Below are 22,544 nucleotides of genomic sequence, written 5' to 3'. Positions count from 1 at the left end.
ACCGATTTGGGGCGCAGCATGGATTCGCAAGTCCGGGGTCGGCATGTGGCCGCTACATCTGAGCCGCGGCTAGGCCCGCGTGTTTTGGCGGGCCTGAGGGGCTTGCAGCCGTTGCGGGGTATCCCGCGTACGGAACCTGCGTTGCCGGGTGGACTCACGTGTACATGATTCGCGTGAATCGATCCGGTCGGAGTGCTGGTTGGTGTCGGCTGTAATGAACAACTGGAACGAGGTGGACGTCGCCGCCCAGCCGCCTCGCCCCGCAACGCGCCAGCGCCCGCCGGCGGCGTTGGTCGCTGTGTGCCCCGCGCGTGTGTTCGTTTCGCGCTTCCCGGGCGCTACCGCCGCTGTGCACGGCGAAGCGCGCCTGCCTGCCTCGCTTTGCGTGCTCCGCTCCCCGTCCGCTTTCCTTTTGCCTCACGCTGCCGCGCGGGGCGTGCTCTTTTGTCCCAACGCGCTTGTCCAGGAGGAACCAAAATGAATGTCTTCGAAGAGTGGGAATCCGAAATCCGCGGCTATTGCCGGCTGTATCCGACGGTGTTCGCGTCGGCGTCGAACGCGCGCCAGGTCGACGAGGCGGGTCGTTCCTACGTGGACTTCTTCGCCGGCGCGGGGGTGCTCAATTTCGGCCACAACAACCCGCGCATGAAGAAGGCGCTGATCGAGTTCATCGAGGCGGACGGCGTGGCCCACAGCCTGGACATGTACACGGTGCCCAAGCGGGCGTTCGTGCAGAAGTTCGCCGACACCGTCCTGCGTCCGCGCGGCATGAAGTACCGCATGCAGTTCATGGGCCCGACCGGCACCAACGCCGTCGAGGCCGCGCTCAAGCTCGCGCGCCGCGTGACCGGGCGCACCACCGTGGTGGCCTGTTCGCACGGCTTCCACGGCATGACGCTGGGTTCGCTCGCGTGTACCGCCAACAGCTATTTCCGCAACGCCGCAGGCGTGCCGCTGGAGCACGTGATCCGCCAGCCCTTCGGTTGCGACAAGCCCTGCGAGGGCTGCACGATGGGCTGCGGCCCTGCGGCTGTCGACCGGTTGCGCGCGATGTTCGAGGACGCCTCCAGCGGCCTGCCCAAACCGGCGGCCTTCGTGGTCGAGCCCATCCAGGCCGAGGGCGGCGTACACGTGGCGTCCAGGGAATGGCTGCACGCGGTGCAGACGCTCGCGCACGACCTGGGTGCGCTGCTGATCTTCGACGACATCCAGGCCGGCTGCGGGCGCACCGGCACCTACTTCAGCTTCGACGGCATGGAACTCGATCCGGACATCGTGTGCCTGGCCAAGGGCATCGGCGGTTTCGGCACGCCGCTGGCGATGAACCTGGTCAAGCCCGAGCACGACGCGCACTGGTCGCCGGGCGAGCACACCGGCACCTTCCGCGGGCAGGGCTTTTCCTTCGTGGCCGGCGTCGAGGCACTCAAGTACTTCGACGACGACGAACTGATGAGCGAAGTGCGCCGCAAGGGGCAACGCATGCGCGAGCATCTGGAAGGCATATGCGCCGACCATGGGCAGCGCCGCTTCCAGGTGCGCGGCAAGGGCATGATGCAGGCCATCGATCTGGGCGACGGTGCGCTGGCCAAGGACGTGGCCGCGAAGTGCTTCGAGAACGGTTTGCTGATCGGCGCCTGCGGCACGGGCGGCCGCGTGCTCAAGCTGATTCCGCCGCTGACCATCCCGGATGAAGACCTCACCGAGGGGCTGGAGTTGCTGTCGAAGTCGCTGCGTCAGGTGGTGGGTCAGGCCGAAGAGGTGCCGGTATGAGACAGCGCGATGACATGACCTTCCCGTTCCCGGAGTACATGCGCCGGCTCGACGAGCTGCGGGCGCGCATGGAAAAGCGCCTGCTCGACGCGGTCGTGATTTCCGATCCCGAGAACCTGATGTACCTGACCGACTACCAGACCACCGGGTATTCGTATTTCCAGGCGCTGGTCGTTCCGATCGACAAAGAGCCGTTCATGATCACGCGCAAGCTCGAGGAATCGAACGTGTATGCGCGGACCTGGGTGGAAGTGACGCGACCCTATGCCGACACCGGGGACGCCATCCAGGCGCTGGTCGAGGCGCTGCGCGAGTTCGGCCTGTCGGGCAAGTTCATCGGCTACGAGCGCAACAGTTATTTCTTTCCGGCCTATCACCAGGACACCATCCACACCGGCTTTACGGAGGGGCGTCTGCTCGATTGCTTCGGCATCGTCGAGGAAGGGCGCATCTGCAAGTCGGAGTTCGAGATCGAGGCCATGCGTCGCGCCGCGGCCGCCACCGAGGCGGGCATGCAGGCGGGCATCGACGCGTGTTGCGCCGGCGTGACCGAGAACGAGATCGGCGCGGCGATCTCGTCGGCGATGTTCCGCGCCGGTGGCGAACCACCGGCGGTGATGCCCTATGTCACGTCGGGGCCGCGCACCATGATCGGCCACGCCACCTGGGAAGGGCGCACCGTGCAGCCGGGCGAGCACATCTTCATGGAGGTCGGCGGCTGCTACCGCCGCTACCACACGGCGATGATGCGCACCGTGGTGCTGGGCGGGCTGTCCAATTCCATGCTCAAGGCCCAGGAGCGCATGCGCCACGCGCTGTGCGAAATCAAGAACCTGATGCGACCGGGCGTGACCGTGTCCGACGCCGACAACCTGGTGCGCAACATCATCACCGACAACGAGGTCGGCGCGCAGCTCATCACGCGTTCGGGCTACTCCATCGGCATCGCCTTTCCGCCGAGCTGGGACGAGGGCTACATCCTCAGCCTCAAGCAGGGCAACTACCGCGTGCTCGAAAAGGGCATGACCTTCCATGTCATTCCCTGGATGTGGGGCGTGGACGGCGACAAGACGGTGGGCATCAGCGACACCCTCTACATCACCGATCGCGGCTGCGAGAGCTTCTTCACGCTCGACGAGAACTTCACGGTCAAGGCCGATTCGGGCGGGCTCGCGCCCGACGATCGCGTCGTCGCGCTGATCACCGACGATGCACGCCAAGACCAACGCAAGGGAGCCTGACATGCTGCAAGCCATCGACCCGACCACCGGCCGACTCGTGCGCGAAGTGGCGCCCGCCGATGCCGCCCAGGTCGAACGCATCCTCGCCGCGGCCGACGGCGCATGGCGCGGCTGGCGTGACCCCGGTTTCGCCAAGCGTGCGCAAGTGTTGCGCCGCGTCGCGAAGATCATGCGCGAGGACGTGGACCGCCTCGCGCTGCTGATGACCGAGGAAATGGGCAAGCCGCGCAAGGAGGCGGTCGGCGAGGTCGTCAAGGCGGCCTGGGCAGCCGACCACTACGCCGAACACGCGGAAGCCTATCTCGCCGCGCAGCAGATCCAGTCCGACGCCACGCGCAGCTACGTGCGCCATGAGCCGCTGGGCGCGATTCTCGGCATCCTGCCGTGGAATGCGCCGTTCTGGCTGGCCTTTCGCTTCGCAGCCCCCGCGCTGATGGCCGGCAACACCTGCGTCATGAAGCACGACTCGCATGTGCCCGGCTGCGCGGCGGCCATCGCCGAGCTCTTCGAGCAGGCCGGTGCGCCCGCCGGCGTGTTCGCCAATCTGCCGCTGGAAAATCCGCAGGTAGAGGCGGTGATTCGCGACGAGCGCATCCAGGCGGTGTCCTTTACCGGCTCGGAGCGCGGCGGTGCGGCCGTCGCATCGATTGCCGCCTCCGAAATCAAGCACGCGGTGCTGGAGCTGGGCGGCTCGGACCCGGCCATCGTGCTCGCCGACGCCAACCTCGAGGAAGCCGCCGACATCCTCACCCTGTCGCGCATCATCAACGCGGGCCAGAGCTGCATCGCGGCCAAGCGCATCATCGTCGAGGGTGCGGTCTATGATCGCTTCGTCGAGTTGATGCGCGAACGCCTGGCGGCCCTGGTGACGGGCGATCCGCGCGACGAGCGCACCCAGGTCGGCCCGATCGCACGTCCCGACCTGCGCGACAACCTGCACCGCCAGGTGCGCGAGACCATCGAGGCCGGTGCGCGCTGCCTGCTCGGCGGCGAGATGCCCTCGGGCGAGGGCTATTTCTATCCGGTCACGCTGCTGGCCGACGTCACCAACGACATGTGCGCCGCGCGCGAGGAGACCTTCGGCCCGGTCGCGGTGCTGCTGCGCGCGTCCGACGAAGCCGATGCAGTGCGCATCGCCAATGACACGCGCTACGGCCTGGCCGCCGCGGTATGGAGCACGGCCACCCGCGGCGAGGTCGTCGCGACCCGGCTGGAGGCGGGGCAGGTGGCGGTCAATGGCATCGTCAAGACCGACCCGCGCCTGCCCAGTGGCGGCATCAAGCGCTCCGGTTTCGGACGCGAACTGGGGCCGCATGGGATTCATGAGTTCGTCAATGCCAAGCAGGTGTGGGTCGGTCCCAAAGTGGAATAGTGCCGGCGCTTTTGATGCTGGCGTGCAACGTCGGCCGTCATGGGCCATCATGACGGCCGGCACTGCTCGCCGCGCTGCACCCGACAACCCGACCACGAGCCCGAAGCCATGAAGATTCTTTCCGCCAGCCTGTTGCTCGCCGCGATCCTTCCGTTCTCCGCCCATTCCGTCGACGACCAGGGGCGCCTCAACGTGCACAGCATGGGCGTGAAGCCCTGTGCCAAGGTCATCGACGACTTCCATTCCGACGGCAGCGTCGCCAAGCTGCTCAACAGCGTATGGGTGGCCGGTTACCTGACGGCGATCAACAGCGATGTGCATGACGGCTTCGACGTCGTCGACGGCATGAACGCCGCCGAGCGCGACAAGTGGCTTTATCGCTACTGCGACAGGAATCCTGAACACATCCTCTACAACGCCGCCTCGGCCATGGTCGAGGCGCGCGGCAAGCCGCTCGAGTAAGTCGCCTACGCGTCTCCCTGAAGAGTGCGCCAGGCCGCAAGCCCCTCTTCGAGCCGTTCGATGATCTCCTCGAGCGGCGCCTCGAACACGTTGGGGATGAAATAGCCGCCTTCTACCCAGGTCGCTTCCGACAGCGCGAAGGGCTTGCGGCCCCAGAAGCGCCCCTGGCATTTGACCCGGATCACCTTGTTCTCGCCCAGCCGGTCGATGCGGAAGGTCTCGACGTGGGCCCAGCGCAAGCGCGTGACGTAGAACAGCGTGTCGAAGTCCACGCCGTCGGCGTGCAGCCGCAGGAACTCTCGCCGCGCGACCAGCCGCGCGAGACTCACGCCGAGTAGCCCGGCACCCAGGAAGGCCGCCATCCAGCGCGCGAACGGGTCGCCCAGCAGTGGCGCCGCAACCAGCAGCGCCGCCGCCAGCACGACCCCCAGCGGCGCACCCGCCGCCGAGCGCCGGAAGATCGGCTCGTCGTCCATGTTCTCTCCGCCGCCGTCGGGCCGGACGAGGCAGGCACAATCCTACAACGGTGACGTGGAAGATGGCTGGCTGTCCGCTCGCGCCTAGCCGATCTGTGCTTCCATCTCCCGCCTCACTGCGTACGCCCGGGTCGTGTCGTCCACCCGTACGTCGTCCCAACTGAGGCATTCGCCCTGTTTCACCGGCCGGGTTACCTGGATGTCGTGTGCCAGCCCCAGCGGCAGGCCGCCGATGGCGCGGGACTTGTCGGCCGGCAGCAGTTTGCCGACCACGGTGTAGCCGCCTTCGCCGTCGAGCGTCTCGCCCGGCGCGAGATCCTTCTTGGCCTGGGCGACGACATCGGCGTTCCAGCAGGTCGCGACCCCCGTGGCCTCCCCGCGCAGCGCGACGCTGGCGACCGACATGCCCACTTCCAGCCCGATCAGATGCCAGCGCTTGTAGAGCGTGAAGTAGCGGCCAGACGGGTCGGTGTGGGCGTTGTATTCCTCGAAGCAATTGCGCACGTATTCGGTTTCGCCTTCCACCGTCACCCACACGCCCATGCGGATGTCGTAGGGGATGGTGCGACCGTCCTTCTCCAGACACGAGATCACCTCGACCATGCCCTTGCGCTCGAGCACGCCGCCCTCGTCCTGCGGACGCGTGACGTAGGGGATGTCCTCGACGCTGGCGGGCGGGTAGAGCAGGCCGTCGCCGGGGACCGTGAGCCCCGTGGCGTTGGACACCGCAGTGGACTCGATGGCCGGCTTGGAGCCGTCGAGGAAGCTGTTGAACATCTTGGGGTTGAGCCCGCCGCGCGCGGCCTGCTCCGGCGTGAGGCCGTAGTAGCCCCACACGGTGTCGGGTGTGGATTGCGCGAAGTGCGGCAGCCACTTGTGGCCACGCCCGGCAGCGACCACCGGGAAGCCGCAGGTGCGTGCCCAGTCGACCAGGTCGCAGATCAGCGCGGGTTGGTCGCCGAAGGCCAGCGAATACACGACGCCGGCCTTGGCGGCGCGCTGCGCCAGCGCCGGGCCGCAGAAGGCGTCGGCCTCGACGGTGACGTTGACCACGTGCTTGCCGTGGGCGAAGGCCTCAAGGCAGTGGTCCACGGCGGCGATCGGGTGGCCGGTGCATTCGACGATGACGTCGATGGCCGGGTGACGCACCAGCGCCTGCCAGTCCTCGGAGACGAAGGTGGTGCCGAGTTCGAGCGCGTCGTCGAGCGATGCCGCGCAATGGCGCTCCTCGGGCCAGCCCACGCGTTCGAGGTTGGCGCGTGCGCCGGGCACGTCGAGATCCGCGATGCCGGCCAGATGCACGCCGGGCGTGCGCGGAATCTGCGCGACATACATCGCGCCGAACTTGCCCGCACCGATCAGGCCGACGCGGATCGGGCGGCCTTCGGCCTCGCGTTGCAGAAGCTTCCGGTGTAGAGACATGCGTGCGCTCCCTGTTGCGATGTGCGGCCATTCTAGCCGGACATGCGCGAAGGTGGCGCTGACGCTCAGACCGGCTGCGCGACGGGCATTTCAGGCAGGATGCGACACAACGGGTGCACTGCCGCTTCGGTGGAGTGGCGTGGTGCCGCCGCGAGCATCGCCGCGACGTGTTCGCGCAGCGCGGCCAGTGGCTGCGCGCCCGAGAGCAGGCGCGGCTGTGCGTCGCCGTCGGTCATGCGCAGCAGCATGGTGGGAACGCCACCGATGCCGAGGCGTTCGGCCTCGAGCCGGTCGGCTTGTACGCCGTAGGTGTAGTCGCCGTTGCGCAGTGCGAACTTCAGGCGGACGGCGTTGAGACCGAGGGCGCGGCCGATGTCGGTCAACTCGTCGATGCTGCCGATGTCGCGGTCATGTTCGAAGAAGGCCTGGAACAGCGCCTGGTGCATCTTGGTGCCCAGGCCGTGTTCCTGTGCGAAGCGCTGGGTCTCGAACGCCAGGCGGCTGCGCGGCTGCACGGATGGCAGGTACAACTCCATGCCGCGTTCCTTGGCCATCGGATAGACGTGGTGCTTCCAGGCATGGCGCAGGTATTCGCCGCGTGGCTCGAGCGTGGGCACCGGCTCGGGGCGCAGCTCGAAAGCGCGCCAGCGAATCTCGAGATCGTCGCCGAACTCGGCGCGCAGCGCGTCGAACACCGGGAATTCCAGGTAGCAGAAGGGGCAGACGTAGTCGCTCCAGACGTCGAGGGTGATTCTGGGCATGATTCGGCGGGCCTCGTGCGCCCGCGGTCGTGGTTCGGATAAGGGTGGATCGCATTATCCCTTATCGGTTCCGCGCAATCACGCAAACCTTACATAAAACTTACAACTTGAAATTCTCTCGCGCCGGATTACTGGAACGCGACCTCGGCGAAGCTGCGCAGCTTGCGGCTGTGCAGTCGGGCCATGCCCTGCTCGCGCAGCAGTTCGACGGTGCGCAGGCCGATGCGCAGATGCTGGTCGACGCGCTCGCGGTAGAAGGTGTCGGCCATGCCCGGCAGCTTGATCTCGCCGTGCAGCGGCTTGTCGCTGACGCACAGCAAGGTGCCGTAGGGCACGCGGAAGCGAAAGCCGTTGGCGGCGACGGTGGCCGATTCCATGTCCAGCGCCACCGCGCGGCTCTGGCTGAAGCGACGCTCGGGCGCGGACGGGTTGCCGTGCGAGGGAAGCAATTCCCAGTTGCGGTTGTCGGTGCTGGCGACGGTGCCGGTGCGCATGATGCGCTTGAGTTCATAGCCCGACAGTTGCGTGACTTCGGCCACGGCCGCTTCCAGCGCGAGCTGGATTTCGGCCAGCGCCGGGATGGGCACCCACGGCGGCAGGTCTTCGTCGAGCACATGGTCCTCGCGCACGTAGCCGTGGGCCAGCACGTAGTCGCCCAGCTTCTGCGTGGTACGCAGGCCGGCGCAATGGCCCAGCATCAGCCAGGCATGGGGGCGCAGCACGGCGATGTGATCGGTGATGGTCTTGGCGTTGGCCGGCCCGACGCCGATATTCACCATGGTGATGCCGGCGCGGTCGCCGCGCACCAGATGGTAGGCCGGCATCTGCGGCATGCGCGGCGGCGCGACACCGAGCGCGTCGCGCGGCTGTGCGGGCAGCCCGGCGCGGCGCGTGACGACGTTGCCTGGTTCGACGAAGGCTTCGTAGCCGTGCGCGTCGTCGCTCTGCGTCATCAGCGCGCGGCCGAGCTTGACGAACTCGTCGATGTAGAACTGGTAGTTGGTGAACAGCACGAAGTTCTGGAAGTGCTCGGCGTCGCTGCCGGCGTAGTGGCGCAGTCGCTGCAGCGAGTAGTCGACGCGCGGCGCCGTGAACAGCGCAAGTGGCGCCGGGTGGCCGGGCGCGGGCTCGTAGGTGCCGTTGGCGATGCCGTCGTCCATCGCGGCCAGATTGGGCAGGTCGAACAGGTCGCGCATGCGCTGGCGACGCGCCACGTCGAGCGTGCCGTCGAAGTGCTCCGCGCCGCCCAGCGCGAAATGCACGGGAATCGGCTGTGTACCGGTTCCGACCTCGAGCTTGACGCCGTGGTTGGCGATCAGCAGTTCGAACTGTTCACGGTAGTAATCGGCGAAGAGATCCGGACGCGTCAGCGTGGTCTCGAACACGCCGGTGCCTGCGACGAAGCCGAAGGCCAGGCGCGAGTCGGGTCGCGCCACGGTGTCGACGCGTACCCGCACGAACGGGTAGCAGGCGCGCACATGGCGGTCGAGATCCTCGCCGGCGACGAAGCGCTGCAGCGCCTCGCGCAGCCAGGCGGTGTTGGCCTCGTAGATCTCGGTCACGCGCGCGAGTGCGGCATCGGCGTCGTCGTATTCGGCAGGGGCGATGTAGGGCGGTTCGGTGAGCATGTTGCAGGCCTTGGATTCGGTGCGTCCATCTTACCCGTGCGTTCGAAGCTAGGTCGCGACGAGCACGGCGAATGCGACAACGGCCGCAGGGGGAAGCCTGCGACCGTTGTGTTCTTGTCGCGCTGAGATATTCAGTGCAACACGTGGCCAACGTCCTCGACGATGGGTGCCAGCGCCGCACCGATGCGCGCCATCTGGGCATCGCTTACGAGTTCGCCGAGCACGCCGGTGAAGCGCGGGTCCTGCACGCCGGAGACGATGTACTGCCAGCGGTAGGCGCGCAGCACGGTGGCGTGGATGGCCGCCTTCTCGTCTGCCGCGAGGCTGCGGTTGAGTGAAGCGATGAAGTAGTCCGCGTCGGCCTTCGCCTGTGCCTGCAGGATGCCGTCGACGGCGCCGACCAGCGCAATCAGGTCGTCGACGGCGGCGTCGCGTTCGGCGTCCGACAGCCGTGCGTCCTCGGCGCGCCATTCGATCTCGTCGAGGATGGCGTGCTGGGATTCCTCGCGCGCGTGGTGCAGGAAGACGTCCTTCCACAGTTCGGACAGGTGCTCATCCGGGTCGATGCTGCTGTGATAGTGGGCGAGTACGAACATCTCGATGTGGCAGGTCAGGCCCAGCACGGCCCACTTCGACGCTGCCATGACTGCGCGCGCGACGTCGTTGGGCTCGGGCACGAAGACATAGCCTTCCGGCATCCCCGCGGCGGCCATGCGCTCGAGGCGGCGGAACATCTCCTGGTGCTTGATCTCCTCGTCGGTGAAGCGCACCAGCGCTTCGAGCGCGACCTGGTCACCGAAGCGGTGTTCGGCCGACACGTCGAGGATCTGCGCGGCGATGAAGCGCTCGACCAGACCGAAGATGTTGGCGTAGCTGCGCCCCTGCACCTGCGACAGGAAGCGCTGCTCGGCCGGCAGCAGGAAGGGCAGCGCAGCGACCTTGGACAGACCGTCGGGCAGGAATTTCTTGTTGAAATCGAAATCGCGCCCGCGGATCACGTCGCGGTCGATGTCGAAGCGCACGCGCTTGCTCACCTCGATGCAGCGGGCGTAACGCGGGTCGGTGGATACGGCAGTGGCTTGCATGATGGTTCTCCTCACGTTGGATCGGGTCTCGACGCCCCCGGTCGGGCTGCGTCGATGGGGCGCATGTTCGGCGCGCGCCGTATCCGGCCGATGTCGCTTTCCCCTCGGCGGGTAACGCGCGGGCGCATTTTTGTATCCGTCGCGTAACCCGTGCCTTGCCTATAATTCAAGGGAAAAACGTCGAGAACGGAGGGACGATGGCAGGCGCGGGACGCATCCTGCTCGTCGACGACGATGTCGATATCCGCCGCATGCTCGCCGAGTATTTCGGCAGCCACGGCTTCGACGTGATCGAGGCTGGCAGCGGCGTCGAGATGCGCGAGCGGCTCGCCGACTCGGTACCCGACGTCGCGCTGCTCGACGTGCGCCTGCCAGGCGAGGACGGCTTCTCGCTGCTGCGCTATCTGCGCGAGCGTCATGCGATGGGCGTGCTGATGGTCACCGGCGCCGGCGAGGTGGTCGACCGCATCGTCGGCCTGGAACTGGGCGCGGACGATTACGTCGCCAAGCCCTTCGAGCCGCGCGAACTGCTCGCCCGCGTCAAGAGCGTGATGCGCCGCATGGGCGAGTCCGCCGCGCCGCCGGTCGGCGAGGCGCCTTCCGCACCGCTGGCGGTGGGTGCGTGTCGGCTGGATCTGGCTTCGCGCCGGCTGTTCGGCGCCGACGGCGCCGAGATCGCGCTGACCGCGATGGAGTTCGACTTGCTGCGCGCCTTCGTCGAACGGCCCGAGCGCGTGCTCAGCCGCGACGATCTGCTCAACCTCACGCGCAACCGCGACTGGGAGCCCTTCGACCGCTCCATCGACATCCGCATCGCGCGCCTGCGCCGCAAGATCGAGCCCGACCCCGAGCATCCGCGCCTGATCCGCACCGTGCGCGGCGCCGGCTACATGTACGTGCCGGGCGCCTGATTGTTACCGTCGTGTAACCGCCGCCGCGCCCGCCCGCGGCCCGCCTAGACTGCGAACATCCAATGCGGGGAGGGCGACCATGGGCGAAATGCATGATGCGCGGCGCACACCTGCGGATACCCACCTGCACCGCATCCTCGATCACACCGACGCGGTGGTGTTCTGGAAGGACGCGGACGGGCGCTACCGTTTCGTCAACGCCGAGTTTTGCCGGCTGGTCGGTCGCCCGGTCGAAGACATCCTCGGCCGTGGCGACGACGAGGTCCTGCCCGGCGAGACGGCCGCGCGCCTGCGTGCCAACGATGCCGTGGTGCTGCGCGAACGGCGCATGGTCAGTTTCGAGGAAGCGATCGACGTGCGCGGCGAGCGGCGCACCTATCTGGTCAGCAAGTTTCCGTTGCCGGGACGCGACGGCGAACCGTGCGCGGTGGCCGGCGTGGCTACCGACATCACGCGGCGCAAGCGCGTCGAAGATGCGCTGCGGCAAGCCTCGCTGGCCGTGTCGGCCGCACATGGCGATGCGGTGCTGCCCGAGCTGGCGCGCCTGCTCGCCACGCTGGTCGACGCCGACTGGGCCTTCATCGCCGTGCGCGACCACGACGCGGCCCGTCGCATGCACGTGCTTGCCTCGTGGCTGGACGGCGAGCTGCGCGAGAACTTCGACTACGACCTCGAGAACACGCCCTGCGCCTGCGTTGTCGGCCAGCAGTTCCGCATCTTCCCGGAAGGACTGCTGGAGCAGTTTCCGCGCGACGACGGATTCGCCGAGCTGGGCATGCAGAGCTACGCCGGCTACCCGCTCACCGATGCGGCGGGCAGTCCGCTGGGGCTGATCGCGGCCGTGTCGCGCCGCCCGCTGGCCGACGCCGATTTCGTCGAATCGGTGATGAAGATCCTCGCCGTGCGCGCTTCGGCGGAACTGGCGCGCGAGCGCGCCGACCGCGTCTTGCGCGCCTCGGAGGAGGCCTACCGTGCCACCGTCGAGGCCGCGCTCGACTGCATCGTGACGATGGACGAGGCCGGCTGCATCCGCGGCTTCAACTCGGCCGCCGAGGCCTGCTTCGGGCTCGACGCGCGCGAGGCCGTCGGCCGCAACCTGGCCGAGATGCTGATTCCGGAGCGCTTTCGCGCCGCCCACCGCGACGGCATGGCACGCTATCTGGCCGGCGCCGGCGGGCCCTTCATCGGCCGCCGCGTCGAGGTCACGGCGATGCGCGCCGACGGCGAGGAGTTCCCGGCCGAGTTGTCGGTGTCGGTCGCCGACGCGCCCGAGGGGCGCCTCTTCGTCGGTTATCTGCGCGATATCACCGCCGCCAAGCAGGCCGAGGCCGAACACACCCGGCTCGAGGCGCAGCTGCGACAGGCGCAGAAGATGGAAGCCATCGGCCATCTCGCCGGCGGCATCGCGCATGACTTCAACAACATCCTGACCGGCATCAAGGGCTATCTCGCGCTCGCCGCCGAACACCCGGCCGCGCAGGGCGACGCGCGCCTGGCGCGCTATCTGGAGCAGGCCGACGCCGCGAGCGTGCGTGCGCGCGACCTGATCCGCCAGATGCTCACCTTCAGCCGCGCACGCCGCGGCACACCGCGCCCGGTGGCACTGGCCGCGCTGGCGGCCGAGATGGCGGGCTTTCTCGCGCCGATGCTGCCCTCGTCGGTGCGTTTCGATGTCGCTGTCGACGCCAACGACACCTGCGTGCAGGCCGATCCGGTACAGCTCGAGCAGGTGCTGATGAACCTGTGCATCAACGCGCGCGACGCGCTGGGCGGGTGCGGGCGCATGCGGCTGACCGTCGAGCCGGCCGCGCCGGTGCGCGGAGTGTGCGCATCGTGCCGCAGTGAGATCGACGGCCTGCATGTGTCGCTGAGCGTCGCCGACGACGGCCCCGGCATCGCGCCGGAGGTATTCGAGCGCATGTTCGAGCCCTTCTTCACCACCAAGGAGGTTGGTCAGGGCAGCGGCATGGGGCTGGCCACCGTGCACGGCATCGTGCACGAGCATGGCGGCCACGTGCTGGTCGACACGGGCGCCGGGCGCGGCACCCGTTTTCGCGTCGTCCTGCCCCCGCTGGCGGCCGGCGCCGCGCCCGAGCTCGCGCGTCGGGAGGGCACGGACGTGCCGCCCGATGCCCTGTCCGGCCGCGTGCTGGTCGTCGACGACGAGACGCTGGTCACCGGCTTTCTCGCCGAGTTGCTTTCCGCGCGCGGCCTCGACGTCGCCGTCGAGCAAGACGGCGAGGCCGCGCGCGCACGCGTCGCCATCGACCCCTTCGTCTTCGACCTGATCCTCAGCGACCAGACCATGCCGCGCATGAGCGGCATGGAACTGGCGCGTGCCGTACGCGCGCTGCGCGCCGACCTGCCTGTGCTGCTGATGAGCGGGCGCGCCGACGCCCTCGACCCCGATACGCTCGCCGCCGTCGGCGTGAGCGCGCTGCTGCACAAGCCGGTGGAGCCGGAGGCGTTGTTCGCGGCGATCGCGCGCTGGCTCGACTCGCAGGACGATGGGGTGAGGGCCCAGCGGCAGGGCGGTGTTCAGTCCACGTAGCGGGCGCGAATGCGCGCCAGCGTGCCGTCTTCGCGCAGTGCGTCGAGCGCGCCTTGCAAGCGGGCCAGCAGCGCCGGGTCGGTGTCCTTGTGGCAGGCGAAACCGAGCACGCTCTCGGTCAGCGTGAGCACGTTCTCGTATTTCGCGGTGTCGATGCCGGCGGCCTTCATGTTCCACCACACGGTATCCAGACTGTAGGAGATGGCCGCGAAGCGTCCGGCATCGAGCATGCGCACCAGCGAACGCGCCGAATCGGTGCGCGAAAGGCGCTTGTCGACGCCGGCTTCCTGCAGCAGCAACTCGCCGATGTCCTCGCGCACGACGCCTACCGGCACGTCACGCAGTGCGGTCGGCGAGTCTACTTCGAGCGCGCCGCGCGGCGCGACGATGGCCACGCGGGTGTCGACGATGGGTTCGACGAAGGCGAACAGCTCGCGGCGCGAATCGGTCACGGTGGTCGAGAACAGGCAGTGACCGGGCCGCTCCTGCGCCATGCGGTAGCCGCGCGCCCAGGGCAGCACCTGGATGTCGGACACCTCGCGTTCGATACCCAGCCGATCCCACATCGCCACCAGGATGTCGACGGCGATGCCCTTGAGCGCACCGTCCTCGGTGTAGTTGTAGGGCGCGTATTCCTCGGTCAGCCACCGGAAGTCCTGCAGCGACTGCGCCTTGGCGGCACCGGCCAGCGCGAAGGCGGCCAGCGCGACGAGCAGGTGGGTGGTCCATCGCATCCTGTACTCCGTAATCACTTCTGTCTGAGGATGACCAGCGTCAGGTCATCGTAGAGCTTCTGCGTGCCGATGTGACGCTTGACGTCGTCGATGATCGCGCATTTGAGCGCCTCGGCCGAATCGCGGCGATGGGCGGTGACGACCTCCACGAGGCGTTCGAGTCCGTACAGGCGGTCGTCCGGGTCGGCCGCCTCGGTGATGCCGTCGGTGTAGAGCACGACGACGTCGTCGCTGTCCAGGTCGAGCGTGATTTCGGCGACGAATTCCGACATCTGTTCGACCAGTCCGATCGGGAAACCCAGTTCGTCCGTGTCGATGACCTCGATGGCGCCGCTGGCGCGGGCGACGATCACCGATTCGTGCTGGCCGCTGATGCGCAGTCGCCCGCGCGCGGGCGCACCGTCCGCGGTCGGGTGGTAGTCGAGCAGGGCGAGCGTGAGGTTCTTGCCGCAGCCCATGCGCTGCACATTGTTGTAGATGGTGCTGTTGAGCACCTCCATGACGCGCACGATGTCGGCTTCCTCGCTGGTGAGCATGGTACGCACGGCGCTTTGCGTCATCAGCATGACGACCCCGCTCTCCAGGCCGTGGCCGGTGACGTCGCCGATGCCGATGCGCACGCCGCCGGCGTGGGAGAGCACGTCGTAGTAATCGCCGCCGACCTCGCTGGCCGGCTCCATGTAGGTGGCGATCTCCAGGCCTTCGATGGCATCGAGTTCGGCCTGCGAGGGCAGCAGGATTTCCTGGATGCGGCGCGACACGTCCAGTTCGGCGCCCAGCCGCGTGTTCTCGTCGCGCGCCTGGTCGCGCTGTTCCAGCCCGCGCTGGAAGGCCTGCATCAGCGCATCCAGGCTGCCGACGATCTGTCCCAGCTCGTCGCGTTCGTGGCCGGGGAGCGCCGGGCGCGGCCACGCGCCGGGACGGGTCGGGTCGATGCGCGTGATCGCGCGGTGCAGCGCGAGCAAGGGGCGCGTGATCATGAAATAGAAGATCAGCACCACCAGCGCCGAAATCACCAACGCCTTGACCAGGCCGACCGTCAGGATCACGCCGCCGCGCTGCATGAAGCTGGCGGCGATCACGTCTGCATCCAGTTCCACATCGAGGCTGCCGACTTCAGTGATGTCGCCACGCACCGCTTCGTAGGTGAGCGGCACGCGATAGTCGGTGACGTCACCAAACAGCGAGCTCTCCAGCGCGCCGGCCTGCGGGCGTTCGCCGCTACGGTCGCGCGTGGCGATGATGCCGTCGAAGTTGTCGCGCAATACCACGCGGCGCATCTCCGGATAGGCGAACAGGCCGTCGACGACCTGGGTGGCGAGCGCGTCGTTGAACTGGAAGGCCGCCTCGGCGGCCGAGCCCTGCACCAGGCGCAGCGTGCGCTCGGTGCTGGCGCGGATCTCGCCGCGCATCGCGCGCCAGTCCGAATACAGCTCGACTACGCCGGCGACCAGCCCCAGTACGACGACGATGACCAGGGTCACCGCCGCCTGGCGCACGGTCAGGCTGCGCGTGGCGGGCCGTGTGTCGGAGTTGGAGTCGGCGCCCCGTTGCGATGCCATCGGGCTATTCGAGGACGAGCTCGAGCGAAGGCATCAGGCGCTTGAGGTTGTTGAGCGACTTGCCCTGCCACGGCACGGCGTTGGAGCCACGGATGGTCAGGATGCAAGTCTTGCGGTTGCGCGCATTGATGACGAACTTGGAGAGCGTCGCGATGCCCGAACTGTTGAGGAATTCGAGCCGCGTGAGATTGAGCTCCAGTCGATCGCTGCCTTCGAGAGCCTCGTCGAGCAACGCGGAGATCGGGGCGTATTCGGTCAGGCCGTTGAGGCGCAGCGAGCCTTCGAGGAATACGCAGCCTCGTTCGCGATCGTACGCGGCGCGGTAACCATCGCCTTCCAGGGACTTCATCGGGATGTGCTCCGTCATATCGGCAGTGTGACCTGCGTGGTCACCCGGAAACCGCCGCTCGCGGACGGTTCGAAGCGCCAGGCGAGGTCAGCGCCGTAGTCGTTGATCATGGTCAGGTAGCCGAGGCCGGCCGTGCCTTCCGACATCGCGTTGTGTTCGAGCTGTTGCATGTACAGCTCGCCCGGATCGGATTCGAGCAGTTTCAGCACGAAGGCGCGGAAGCCGGCCACCGACTGCGCGTCGCTGCCGTTGCTCTCGTGGAAGACGACGCGGTCGCGATGCAGGCACAGGCTGATCGTGATCGGCTCGGGCTGGGCCGCGTCGTGGAACTTCATCGCGTTCTCGAGCAGTTCATTGGCGACGAAGCTCACCGCGCTGCGGATCTCCTCCTGCCGTCTCGCGGTGGCCGGGTCGTCGTCGTCGAGCGGAAAGAAGGTGGTCAGGTAGTCGCCGAGAAAGTCGGCCGACAGGCCATTGTTGCGCCAGCGCTGGCGCAGCGGCAGGCGCCCCGGCCAGAAGGAGAGGTTCAGCGTTTCGGTGTCCGGATCGTGCCGGATGTCCTCGAAGCTTCCATAGTGTTCGATCATCGCGTGCCTTGTGCGTCGTGTGGCTCAGGCCACGATGCGGTTGCGCCCCTGTTGCTTGGCCCGGTAGAGGAGGCGGTCGACTTCGGCGAACAGCGGGCCCTCGTCGCCGTTCTCGGGCACCATCGCCGAGACCCCGATCGACAGCGTGATGTGTGCGCCCAGCGGCGAATTGCCGTGCTCGATGGCTTCGTGGGCGAGCGCGCGCTGAATGTTGGCGGCAATCGCTCGCGCGCCCTCGCGGTCGGTATTGGGCAGCAGCACGATGAACTCCTCGCCGCCGTAACGCGCAGCCAGATCCCCCTTGCGGTGCAGCGCGCCGCCGAGCACGTCGGCGATGCGGCGCAGGCACTCGTCGCCGGCGCGGTGGCCGTGCAGGTCGTTGTATTCCTTGAAGTGGTCGACGTCGCACATGAGCATCGCCACCGGCCTGGACTCGCGTCGGCCGCGCGCCCACTCGCTGGCGATGGCCTCGTCGAGCATGCGACGGTTGGCCAGCCCGGTGAGCGAATCGTGGCGCGCCGCGCTTTCGGACTCGATGTAGCGCTTGAGCCACTCCATGTCGATCTGGTCCGCGTGCTCGGTGATGGTCTGCAGCACCAGTTCCAGGTCACGGCTCTTCTCGGTGATCGTCGCGACCAGCAGACGCAACTGCTTCTCGACGTTGCGCCGCTCGAGTACTTCCTTCTGCAACTGGACGTTGGCTGTCGCGAGCTGTGATTCGATCGCGTCGCCGTGCTCGATGGCCGTGGTCAGGGCGATCTCCAGGTCGTCGCGTTCGGACTGCAGCTGGTCGACCATGGCGGTAAGGTCCGAGAGCGTCTGCTCGAGGTCGAGGACCTTGACGTAGGGCGCGTGCACGGGCGCGGCGAGTTTGCGTTCCGGATCTTCCGTGGCATTCATTGGGTTACACCCCCCGAACTCGTCGGCAAGGCCCGATTTTCCGTGGCAATCGCCGCCGACGCAAGCGCCATGGCGGTCCGAGGACAGCGGCAAGTGCCCATAGTCACGCTCAATGCATTTGGGCGACGGCCTCGAAATCCTCGCCAGCGACGCGAAACAGCGCGTAGGCGCCGGGTACGTCGCCCGCCTCGTCGAACTCGTGGTCGCCCGCCGCGCCCCGGTAATCGATGTCGCGACCCTCGGCGATCAGCTTCTTCGCCCGGGCCCACTCGCCCGGGCGAACGGGATCGCCCGGGGCGCCGGCGACCGCGCGCAACGAGGCGGCGAGCTTGGCGCGCTCGCCGCCGGCATGCTCGATCGCCAGTGCCAGCAGGAAGGCTGCGTCGTAGGAGGTCGTCGCGAAGATCCCGTCCGGGTTGCCGCCCTTCGCGCGAAAGTCGCGCTGGAAGATCGCCAGCGATTCGCTGCCGGAACCCACCGGCGAGGACACCAGCAAGGTGTCGAGATTGGCCGCGCCGATGGCGCGGATCATGGCCTCGGACTTCATGCCGTCGCCGCCGACGAACTGACGGAAGAAGCCGTTCTCGAGTGACTGGCGCAGGATGGTCAGCCCGCTGCCGTCGCCGTAGTCGAAGATCACCAGCGTGTCGGCGCCGCCGCGCGCCAGGCGCGACAGCTCCGAACGGTAGGACGCCTTGGAGCCGTCGTGCTGCTGGAAGCCGGTGATCGTGCCGCCCTGTGCCTCGTACTCGGCGCGGAAGGACTCGGCCAGTCCGGTGCCGTAGTCGTTGGCCAGATAGGTCACGGCCACGCTTCGGGTGCCGCGCGCTATCAGCGTGCGCGCCAGCGCCGCGCCCTGGTAGGCGTCCGAGGGCACGGTGCGAAAGACCAGATCCTTGTCCGCGAGTCGGGTCACCTGCGGCGAGGTCGACGAGGGCGACACCAGCGGCACGCCGGCGGGCACCGTCACCGAGTTGGCCGCGGCCAGCACCGAGCCCGAGCAGCTGGGCCCCACGATGGCCAGTACGCGGTCGATGTTGACCGCCTTGGTCGCCGCGTCGGTGGCCGCCTGCGGATTGCAGCCGCTGTCGCCGAGCGCGGCCACGAGTTTGCCGCCGTCGCCGATGCCGCCCTGGGCGTTGACCTGTTCGACGGCCAGTTGCGCGGCCTCGACCATGGTCGGCGCCATCGCCGAGATGCCGCCCGAAATGCCGAACAGCAGGCCGATCTTCGCCTCCTGTGCGGCGGCCGGCAGAGTCATTGCGGCGGCCAGCGCCGCGCCGATGAAGTGCTTGCGGGTCATGAGTCGTCCTGATTTCGTCCGTGAGTGCGACGTTCCTCGGGGAGTATCCCCTCGGGCCGGAAGCGCAGCACCAGCTGCAGCGCAAGCCCGATGAGGAACATGCGCGCGTATTTTGCCTGTATCGCGATCTCGGTCGGAAGCCGGTCGGTGAGCAGCTCCGACAGCGACCAGATCAGCCAGATCACCAGCGCGCCCAGCAGTGCGCCGCGATTGTTGCCCGAGCCGCCGAGGATCAGCATGATCCAGACGAGGAAGGTGACGATCATCGGGTCGATGGCCTCGGGCGTGATCGAGCGGTTGAAATGCACGAACAGCGCCCCGGCCAGCCCCATCAGCGCCGAGCCCAACACGAAGGCCTCGAGCCGTCTGGATTCCACATGCTTGCCCATCGCCGCGGCTGCCGCCTCGTTGTCGCGGATGGCGCGCATCATTCGCCCCCAGGGTGAGCGCAGCTGGCGCTCGACGAGCACATAGGCGAGCAGCACCGCGGCCGCGACCAGCGCCAGATAGGCCAGTTGCGAGGCGAAGTAGGGCAGCTCGCCGAACGGACGCGGAATGCCCGAGATGCCGCGCACACCGCCGGTCAGCCAGTCCTCGGAGCGCACCGCCAGGCGGATGATCTCGGCCACGCCGATGGTGGCGATCGCCAGATAGTCCGAGCGCAGGCGCAGGCACACGCGCCCGATCGGCCAGGCGAGCAACGCCGCCAGCGCCATCGCGCCGACCCAGCCGACGGCCACCGGCAGCTCGAAACCGCCCACGCGCCCGGGCAGGGCCGGGCTGGTGAGGATCGCCGAGGCGTAGGCGCCGATCGCGAAGAAGCCCGCGATGCCGGCATTGAACAGCCCGCCCAGGCCCCACTGCACGTTCAGCCCGAGCGCCATCAGGCCGTAGATGCCGACCAGCACCAGGATGAACAGCGCGTAGTTGGCGAGGCCGAATGCATCCATCACAGCACCTTGCCCTTGAGGATGCCGCGCGGGCGCAAGAGCAACACCAGCAGCAGGATGACGAAGGCCGTCGCGCTCTTGTACTGTGCCGGCAGCACCAGCACCGACAACTCCTCGGTCAGTCCGATCACCAGTCCGCCCAGCACCGCGCCGTCGATGCGTCCGACCCCGCCGAGGATGGCCGCGGCGAATACCGGCAGCAGTACCCACCAGCCCATCATCGCCCATACCTCGGTGTTGATGCCGAGCAGAAAGCCGGCGGCCGCGCACAACATGCCGACGATGATCCAGGTCAGGCGCACCACCTGGCGGTTGTCCACGCCGCACAGACGCGCCAGATCCGGGTTGTCGGACATCGCGCGCATCGCGCGGCCCCAGCGCGTCAGCCGCAGGAAGGCTTCGAGCGCGGCAACCAGCACGATCACCGCGGCAAAGGTCGCCAGTTCGCGATCGCGCAGCAGGATGAAGCCGAAGTATTCGTCCGGGCGCACGATGCCGCTGGTATAGGTCGTGGGGTCCGTGCCCCAGCCCATCTGCACCACGGCGCGCACCATCAGCGCCACGCCCAGCGAGGCCATCACGGTGAGGATGCGCGGGCGCTCGCGCAGATAGGCATAGCAGCTCGCGTCGATGCCCACCGCGACCGCCGCGGCCAGCGCCATCGCCACCGGCAGCGCCAGCCACGGGTCCAGGCCGCCGAGCGTGACCGCGCCCAGCGCGAGGAAGGCGCCGAGCGTGATCAGGTCGCCGTGCGCCAGATGTGCGAAACGCAGGATGCCGAACACCAGCGTCACGCCGATCGCGCCGATGGCGTAGATCGAGCCCAGCAGCAAGCCGGGGACGAGATGGAAGTTGATGAACTCGTAGGCGTCCATGTCAGGCCTCCCGCCGGGCCGTCCCAAGGGAGGCCCAGCCCCCTCGGGGGGCAGCGAACGAAGTGAGCGTGGGGGTCGTCATCGCTGCCCACCGAGGAAAAGCTGCACGACTTCCGGGTCGGCCAGCAGTTCGGCGCCGCTACCGTCGCAGCGGTTCGCGCCGGTGGTCAGCACGTAGCCGCGGTCGCAGAGGGCCAGCGCCTGTTTCGCGTGCTGTTCGACCAGCAGGATGGCCACGCCGGCGTCGCGCACGTCGCGCGTGATCTGGAAGATCTGCTCCATGTAGCGGGGCGACAGCCCGGCCGTGGGCTCGTCGAGCAACAGCAGTTTGGGCTCGAGCATCAGCGCGCGGCCCATGGCCACCATCTGGCGCTGGCCGCCGGAGAGGTTGCCGGCGAGCGTGCGGCGCTTGGCCTTCAGGTCGGGAAACAGCCCGTAGACGCGTTCGTAGGCGCCCGACAGGTCGCCGCGCCGCAGGAAGGCGCCCATCTCCAGGTTCTCGTGCACGCTCATGTCGCGGAACACGTTGTCGACCTGCGGCACGAAGCAGATGCCGCGGCGCACGATGCGGTCCGGCGTCCACCCGGTGATGTCGTCGCCATCGAACACGATGCGCCCGTCGCGCAGCGTGAGCAGGCCGAACACCGCCTTCATCGCACTCGACTTGCCGGCGCCGTTGGGGCCGACGATGACCACGATCTCGCCCGCACCCACGTGCAGGTCGATGCCGTCGAGGATGTCGGTCTCGCCGTAGCCGCCGCGTACGCCACGCAGTTCGAGCAGCGCGGCGCTCAAGCGGGGTTCTCCTCGTTCACGCGCTCGCCCAGATAGGCTTCGAGCACCTGCGGGTCGTTGCGCACGGTGGCGAAGCCGCCCTCGACCAGCACGCGCCCCTCGGCCATGCACGCGACGCGGTTGCACAGGCGCGCGATCATTTCCATGTCGTGCTCGATCAGCACGAAGGTATAGCCGCGCTCGCGGTTGAGGATCTCGATCTTCTCCTCGAGCTTGCGCAGCAGCGTGCGGTTGACACCGGCGGCCGGTTCGTCGAGCAGCACCAGACGCGCGTCGGTCATCATCGTGCGACCGAGTTCGAGCAGCTTCTTCTGCCCGCCCGACAGGTGGCCCGCCAGTTCGTCGGCGACGTGGGTCAGTTCGAGGAATTCCAGCGTGGCAAGCGCGCGCTCGCGTACTTCCTCCTCGTGTCGGCGAACGCGCTCATGACCGAACCAGTTGGCCAGCAGCCGCTCGCCCGGCTGACCGGCCGGCACCATCATCAGGTTTTCGAGGGTGCTCAGGCGGTGGAATTCGTGCGGAATCTGGAAAGTGCGCACCAGGCCGCGGTGGAAGCGTGCCTCGGTGGGCAGGCGGGTGATGTCCTCGCCGAGAAAACGGATGCGGCCCGCGCTTGGCGCCAGCGCCCCGGCGATGAGGTTGAACAGCGTGGTCTTGCCCGCGCCGTTGGGTCCGATAAGGCCGAGGATTTCGCCCTCGGAGACCGACAGCGAGCAGTCGTCGACGGCCCGGAAGCCGCCGAAGGCCTTCACGATGTGTTCCAGTTCGAGCATGCGCGCATCCCGTTGCAGTGGCCGTATTCTGGCCCGA

21 protein-coding genes are annotated in these 22,544 nt (G+C 68.0%); 6 read left to right on the top strand and 15 right to left on the bottom strand.

Features of this window, described 5'->3' with window-relative positions; all coding sequences use genetic code 11:
• Positions 1 to 477: 477 nt before the first annotated feature.
• The 4 genes from C0099_RS14095 to C0099_RS14080 all read left to right on the top strand — a co-directional run bounded on the left by C0099_RS14095 (position 478) and on the right by C0099_RS14080 (position 4,845).
• The gene (locus tag C0099_RS14095) at positions 478 to 1,770 is read left to right on the top strand and encodes an aspartate aminotransferase family protein (RefSeq protein ID WP_102248013.1); all 1,293 of its coding nucleotides are present in this window, start codon (positions 478 to 480) and stop codon (positions 1,768 to 1,770) included.
• On the top strand, positions 1,767 to 3,011 hold the full coding sequence (gene doeA, locus C0099_RS14090; RefSeq protein WP_102248012.1) for an ectoine hydrolase: 1,245 nt from the start codon (positions 1,767 to 1,769) through the stop codon (positions 3,009 to 3,011). Before C0099_RS14095 ends, doeA begins: the two co-directional genes overlap by 4 nt.
• A gap of 1 nt (position 3,012) precedes the next feature.
• Entirely contained in the window at positions 3,013 to 4,383 is a 1,371-nt protein-coding gene (locus C0099_RS14085; RefSeq protein WP_102248011.1) for an NAD-dependent succinate-semialdehyde dehydrogenase, read from the top strand.
• Between the two features lie 108 nt (positions 4,384 to 4,491).
• Entirely contained in the window at positions 4,492 to 4,845 is a 354-nt protein-coding gene (locus C0099_RS14080; RefSeq protein ID WP_102248010.1) for a hypothetical protein, read from the top strand.
• A gap of 5 nt (positions 4,846 to 4,850) precedes the next feature.
• On the opposite strand, the gene C0099_RS14075 is transcribed toward C0099_RS14080, so the two are convergent.
• The 5 genes from C0099_RS14075 to C0099_RS14055 all read right to left on the bottom strand — a co-directional run bounded on the left by C0099_RS14075 (position 4,851) and on the right by C0099_RS14055 (position 10,217).
• On the bottom strand, positions 4,851 to 5,321 hold the full coding sequence (locus C0099_RS14075) for a hypothetical protein (RefSeq protein WP_102248009.1): 471 nt from the start codon (positions 5,319 to 5,321) through the stop codon (positions 4,851 to 4,853).
• 84 nt (positions 5,322 to 5,405) lie between these two features.
• The gene (locus C0099_RS14070; protein ID WP_102248008.1) at positions 5,406 to 6,743 is read right to left on the bottom strand and encodes an NAD(P)H-dependent oxidoreductase; all 1,338 of its coding nucleotides are present in this window, start codon (positions 6,741 to 6,743) and stop codon (positions 5,406 to 5,408) included.
• A 65-nt stretch (positions 6,744 to 6,808) separates the two neighbouring features.
• Positions 6,809 to 7,504 (bottom strand): DsbA family oxidoreductase, encoded by a 696-nt coding sequence (locus C0099_RS14065; protein ID WP_102248007.1) that lies wholly within the window; start codon positions 7,502 to 7,504, stop codon positions 6,809 to 6,811.
• A gap of 128 nt (positions 7,505 to 7,632) precedes the next feature.
• Complete coding sequence (locus tag C0099_RS14060; protein ID WP_102248006.1) at positions 7,633 to 9,132, bottom strand: AMP nucleosidase; 1,500 nt, start codon at positions 9,130 to 9,132, stop codon at positions 7,633 to 7,635.
• 131 nt (positions 9,133 to 9,263) lie between these two features.
• A complete protein-coding gene (locus C0099_RS14055) occupies positions 9,264 to 10,217 on the bottom strand; it encodes a hypothetical protein (RefSeq protein ID WP_102248005.1) in 954 nt (317 codons plus the stop codon).
• 197 nt (positions 10,218 to 10,414) lie between these two features.
• Between C0099_RS14055 and C0099_RS14050 the strand changes: the two genes are divergently transcribed.
• Complete coding sequence (locus C0099_RS14050) at positions 10,415 to 11,128, top strand: response regulator (protein WP_102248004.1); 714 nt, start codon at positions 10,415 to 10,417, stop codon at positions 11,126 to 11,128.
• A 79-nt stretch (positions 11,129 to 11,207) separates the two neighbouring features.
• Complete coding sequence (locus tag C0099_RS14045; protein WP_102248003.1) at positions 11,208 to 13,679, top strand: hybrid sensor histidine kinase/response regulator; 2,472 nt, start codon at positions 11,208 to 11,210, stop codon at positions 13,677 to 13,679.
• Here the strand turns inward: C0099_RS14045 and C0099_RS14040 are convergent.
• From C0099_RS14040 to C0099_RS13995, 10 genes are all read right to left on the bottom strand, one after another.
• Positions 13,667 to 14,413 (bottom strand): substrate-binding periplasmic protein, encoded by a 747-nt coding sequence (locus C0099_RS14040; protein ID WP_102248002.1) that lies wholly within the window; start codon positions 14,411 to 14,413, stop codon positions 13,667 to 13,669. The genes C0099_RS14045 and C0099_RS14040 overlap by 13 nt on opposite strands.
• A gap of 14 nt (positions 14,414 to 14,427) precedes the next feature.
• Entirely contained in the window at positions 14,428 to 15,975 is a 1,548-nt protein-coding gene (locus C0099_RS14035) for a PP2C family protein-serine/threonine phosphatase (protein ID WP_102248001.1), read from the bottom strand.
• Between the two features lie 4 nt (positions 15,976 to 15,979).
• Positions 15,980 to 16,324 carry a slr1659 superfamily regulator gene (locus C0099_RS14030; protein ID WP_102248000.1) on the bottom strand — a complete coding sequence of 115 codons (345 nt, stop codon included), beginning with the start codon at positions 16,322 to 16,324 and terminating at the stop codon, positions 15,980 to 15,982.
• 14 nt (positions 16,325 to 16,338) lie between these two features.
• Positions 16,339 to 16,911: a slr1658 superfamily regulator gene (locus C0099_RS14025; protein ID WP_102247999.1), complete on the bottom strand. Its 573-nt coding sequence runs from the start codon at positions 16,909 to 16,911 to the stop codon at positions 16,339 to 16,341.
• Positions 16,912 to 16,935: 24 nt separating this feature from the next.
• Positions 16,936 to 17,811 (bottom strand): diguanylate cyclase, encoded by an 876-nt coding sequence (locus tag C0099_RS14020; RefSeq protein WP_102247998.1) that lies wholly within the window; start codon positions 17,809 to 17,811, stop codon positions 16,936 to 16,938.
• Positions 17,812 to 17,920: 109 nt separating this feature from the next.
• Positions 17,921 to 19,114: an ABC transporter substrate-binding protein gene (locus C0099_RS14015; protein WP_102247997.1), complete on the bottom strand. Its 1,194-nt coding sequence runs from the start codon at positions 19,112 to 19,114 to the stop codon at positions 17,921 to 17,923.
• Entirely contained in the window at positions 19,111 to 20,064 is a 954-nt protein-coding gene (locus C0099_RS14010) for a branched-chain amino acid ABC transporter permease (RefSeq protein ID WP_102247996.1), read from the bottom strand. Before C0099_RS14010 ends, C0099_RS14015 begins: the two co-directional genes overlap by 4 nt.
• Complete coding sequence (locus C0099_RS14005; protein ID WP_102247995.1) at positions 20,064 to 20,939, bottom strand: branched-chain amino acid ABC transporter permease; 876 nt, start codon at positions 20,937 to 20,939, stop codon at positions 20,064 to 20,066. Before C0099_RS14005 ends, C0099_RS14010 begins: the two co-directional genes overlap by 1 nt.
• Before the next feature lie 78 nt (positions 20,940 to 21,017).
• Positions 21,018 to 21,734: an ABC transporter ATP-binding protein gene (locus C0099_RS14000; RefSeq protein WP_102247994.1), complete on the bottom strand. Its 717-nt coding sequence runs from the start codon at positions 21,732 to 21,734 to the stop codon at positions 21,018 to 21,020.
• Positions 21,731 to 22,507, bottom strand: a complete 777-nt coding sequence (locus tag C0099_RS13995) for an ABC transporter ATP-binding protein (protein WP_102247993.1) — start codon at positions 22,505 to 22,507, stop codon at positions 21,731 to 21,733. The genes C0099_RS14000 and C0099_RS13995 overlap by 4 nt, the downstream gene beginning before the upstream one ends.
• Positions 22,508 to 22,544: the final 37 nt, after the last annotated feature.

This window comes from Pseudazoarcus pumilus, from assembly GCF_002872475.1.
Lineage (GTDB): Bacteria > Pseudomonadota > Gammaproteobacteria > Burkholderiales > Rhodocyclaceae > Pseudazoarcus > Pseudazoarcus pumilus.
The sequence above is the reverse complement of the archived record's forward strand: the minus strand, read 5'-3'. Positions and strand labels throughout refer to the sequence as shown.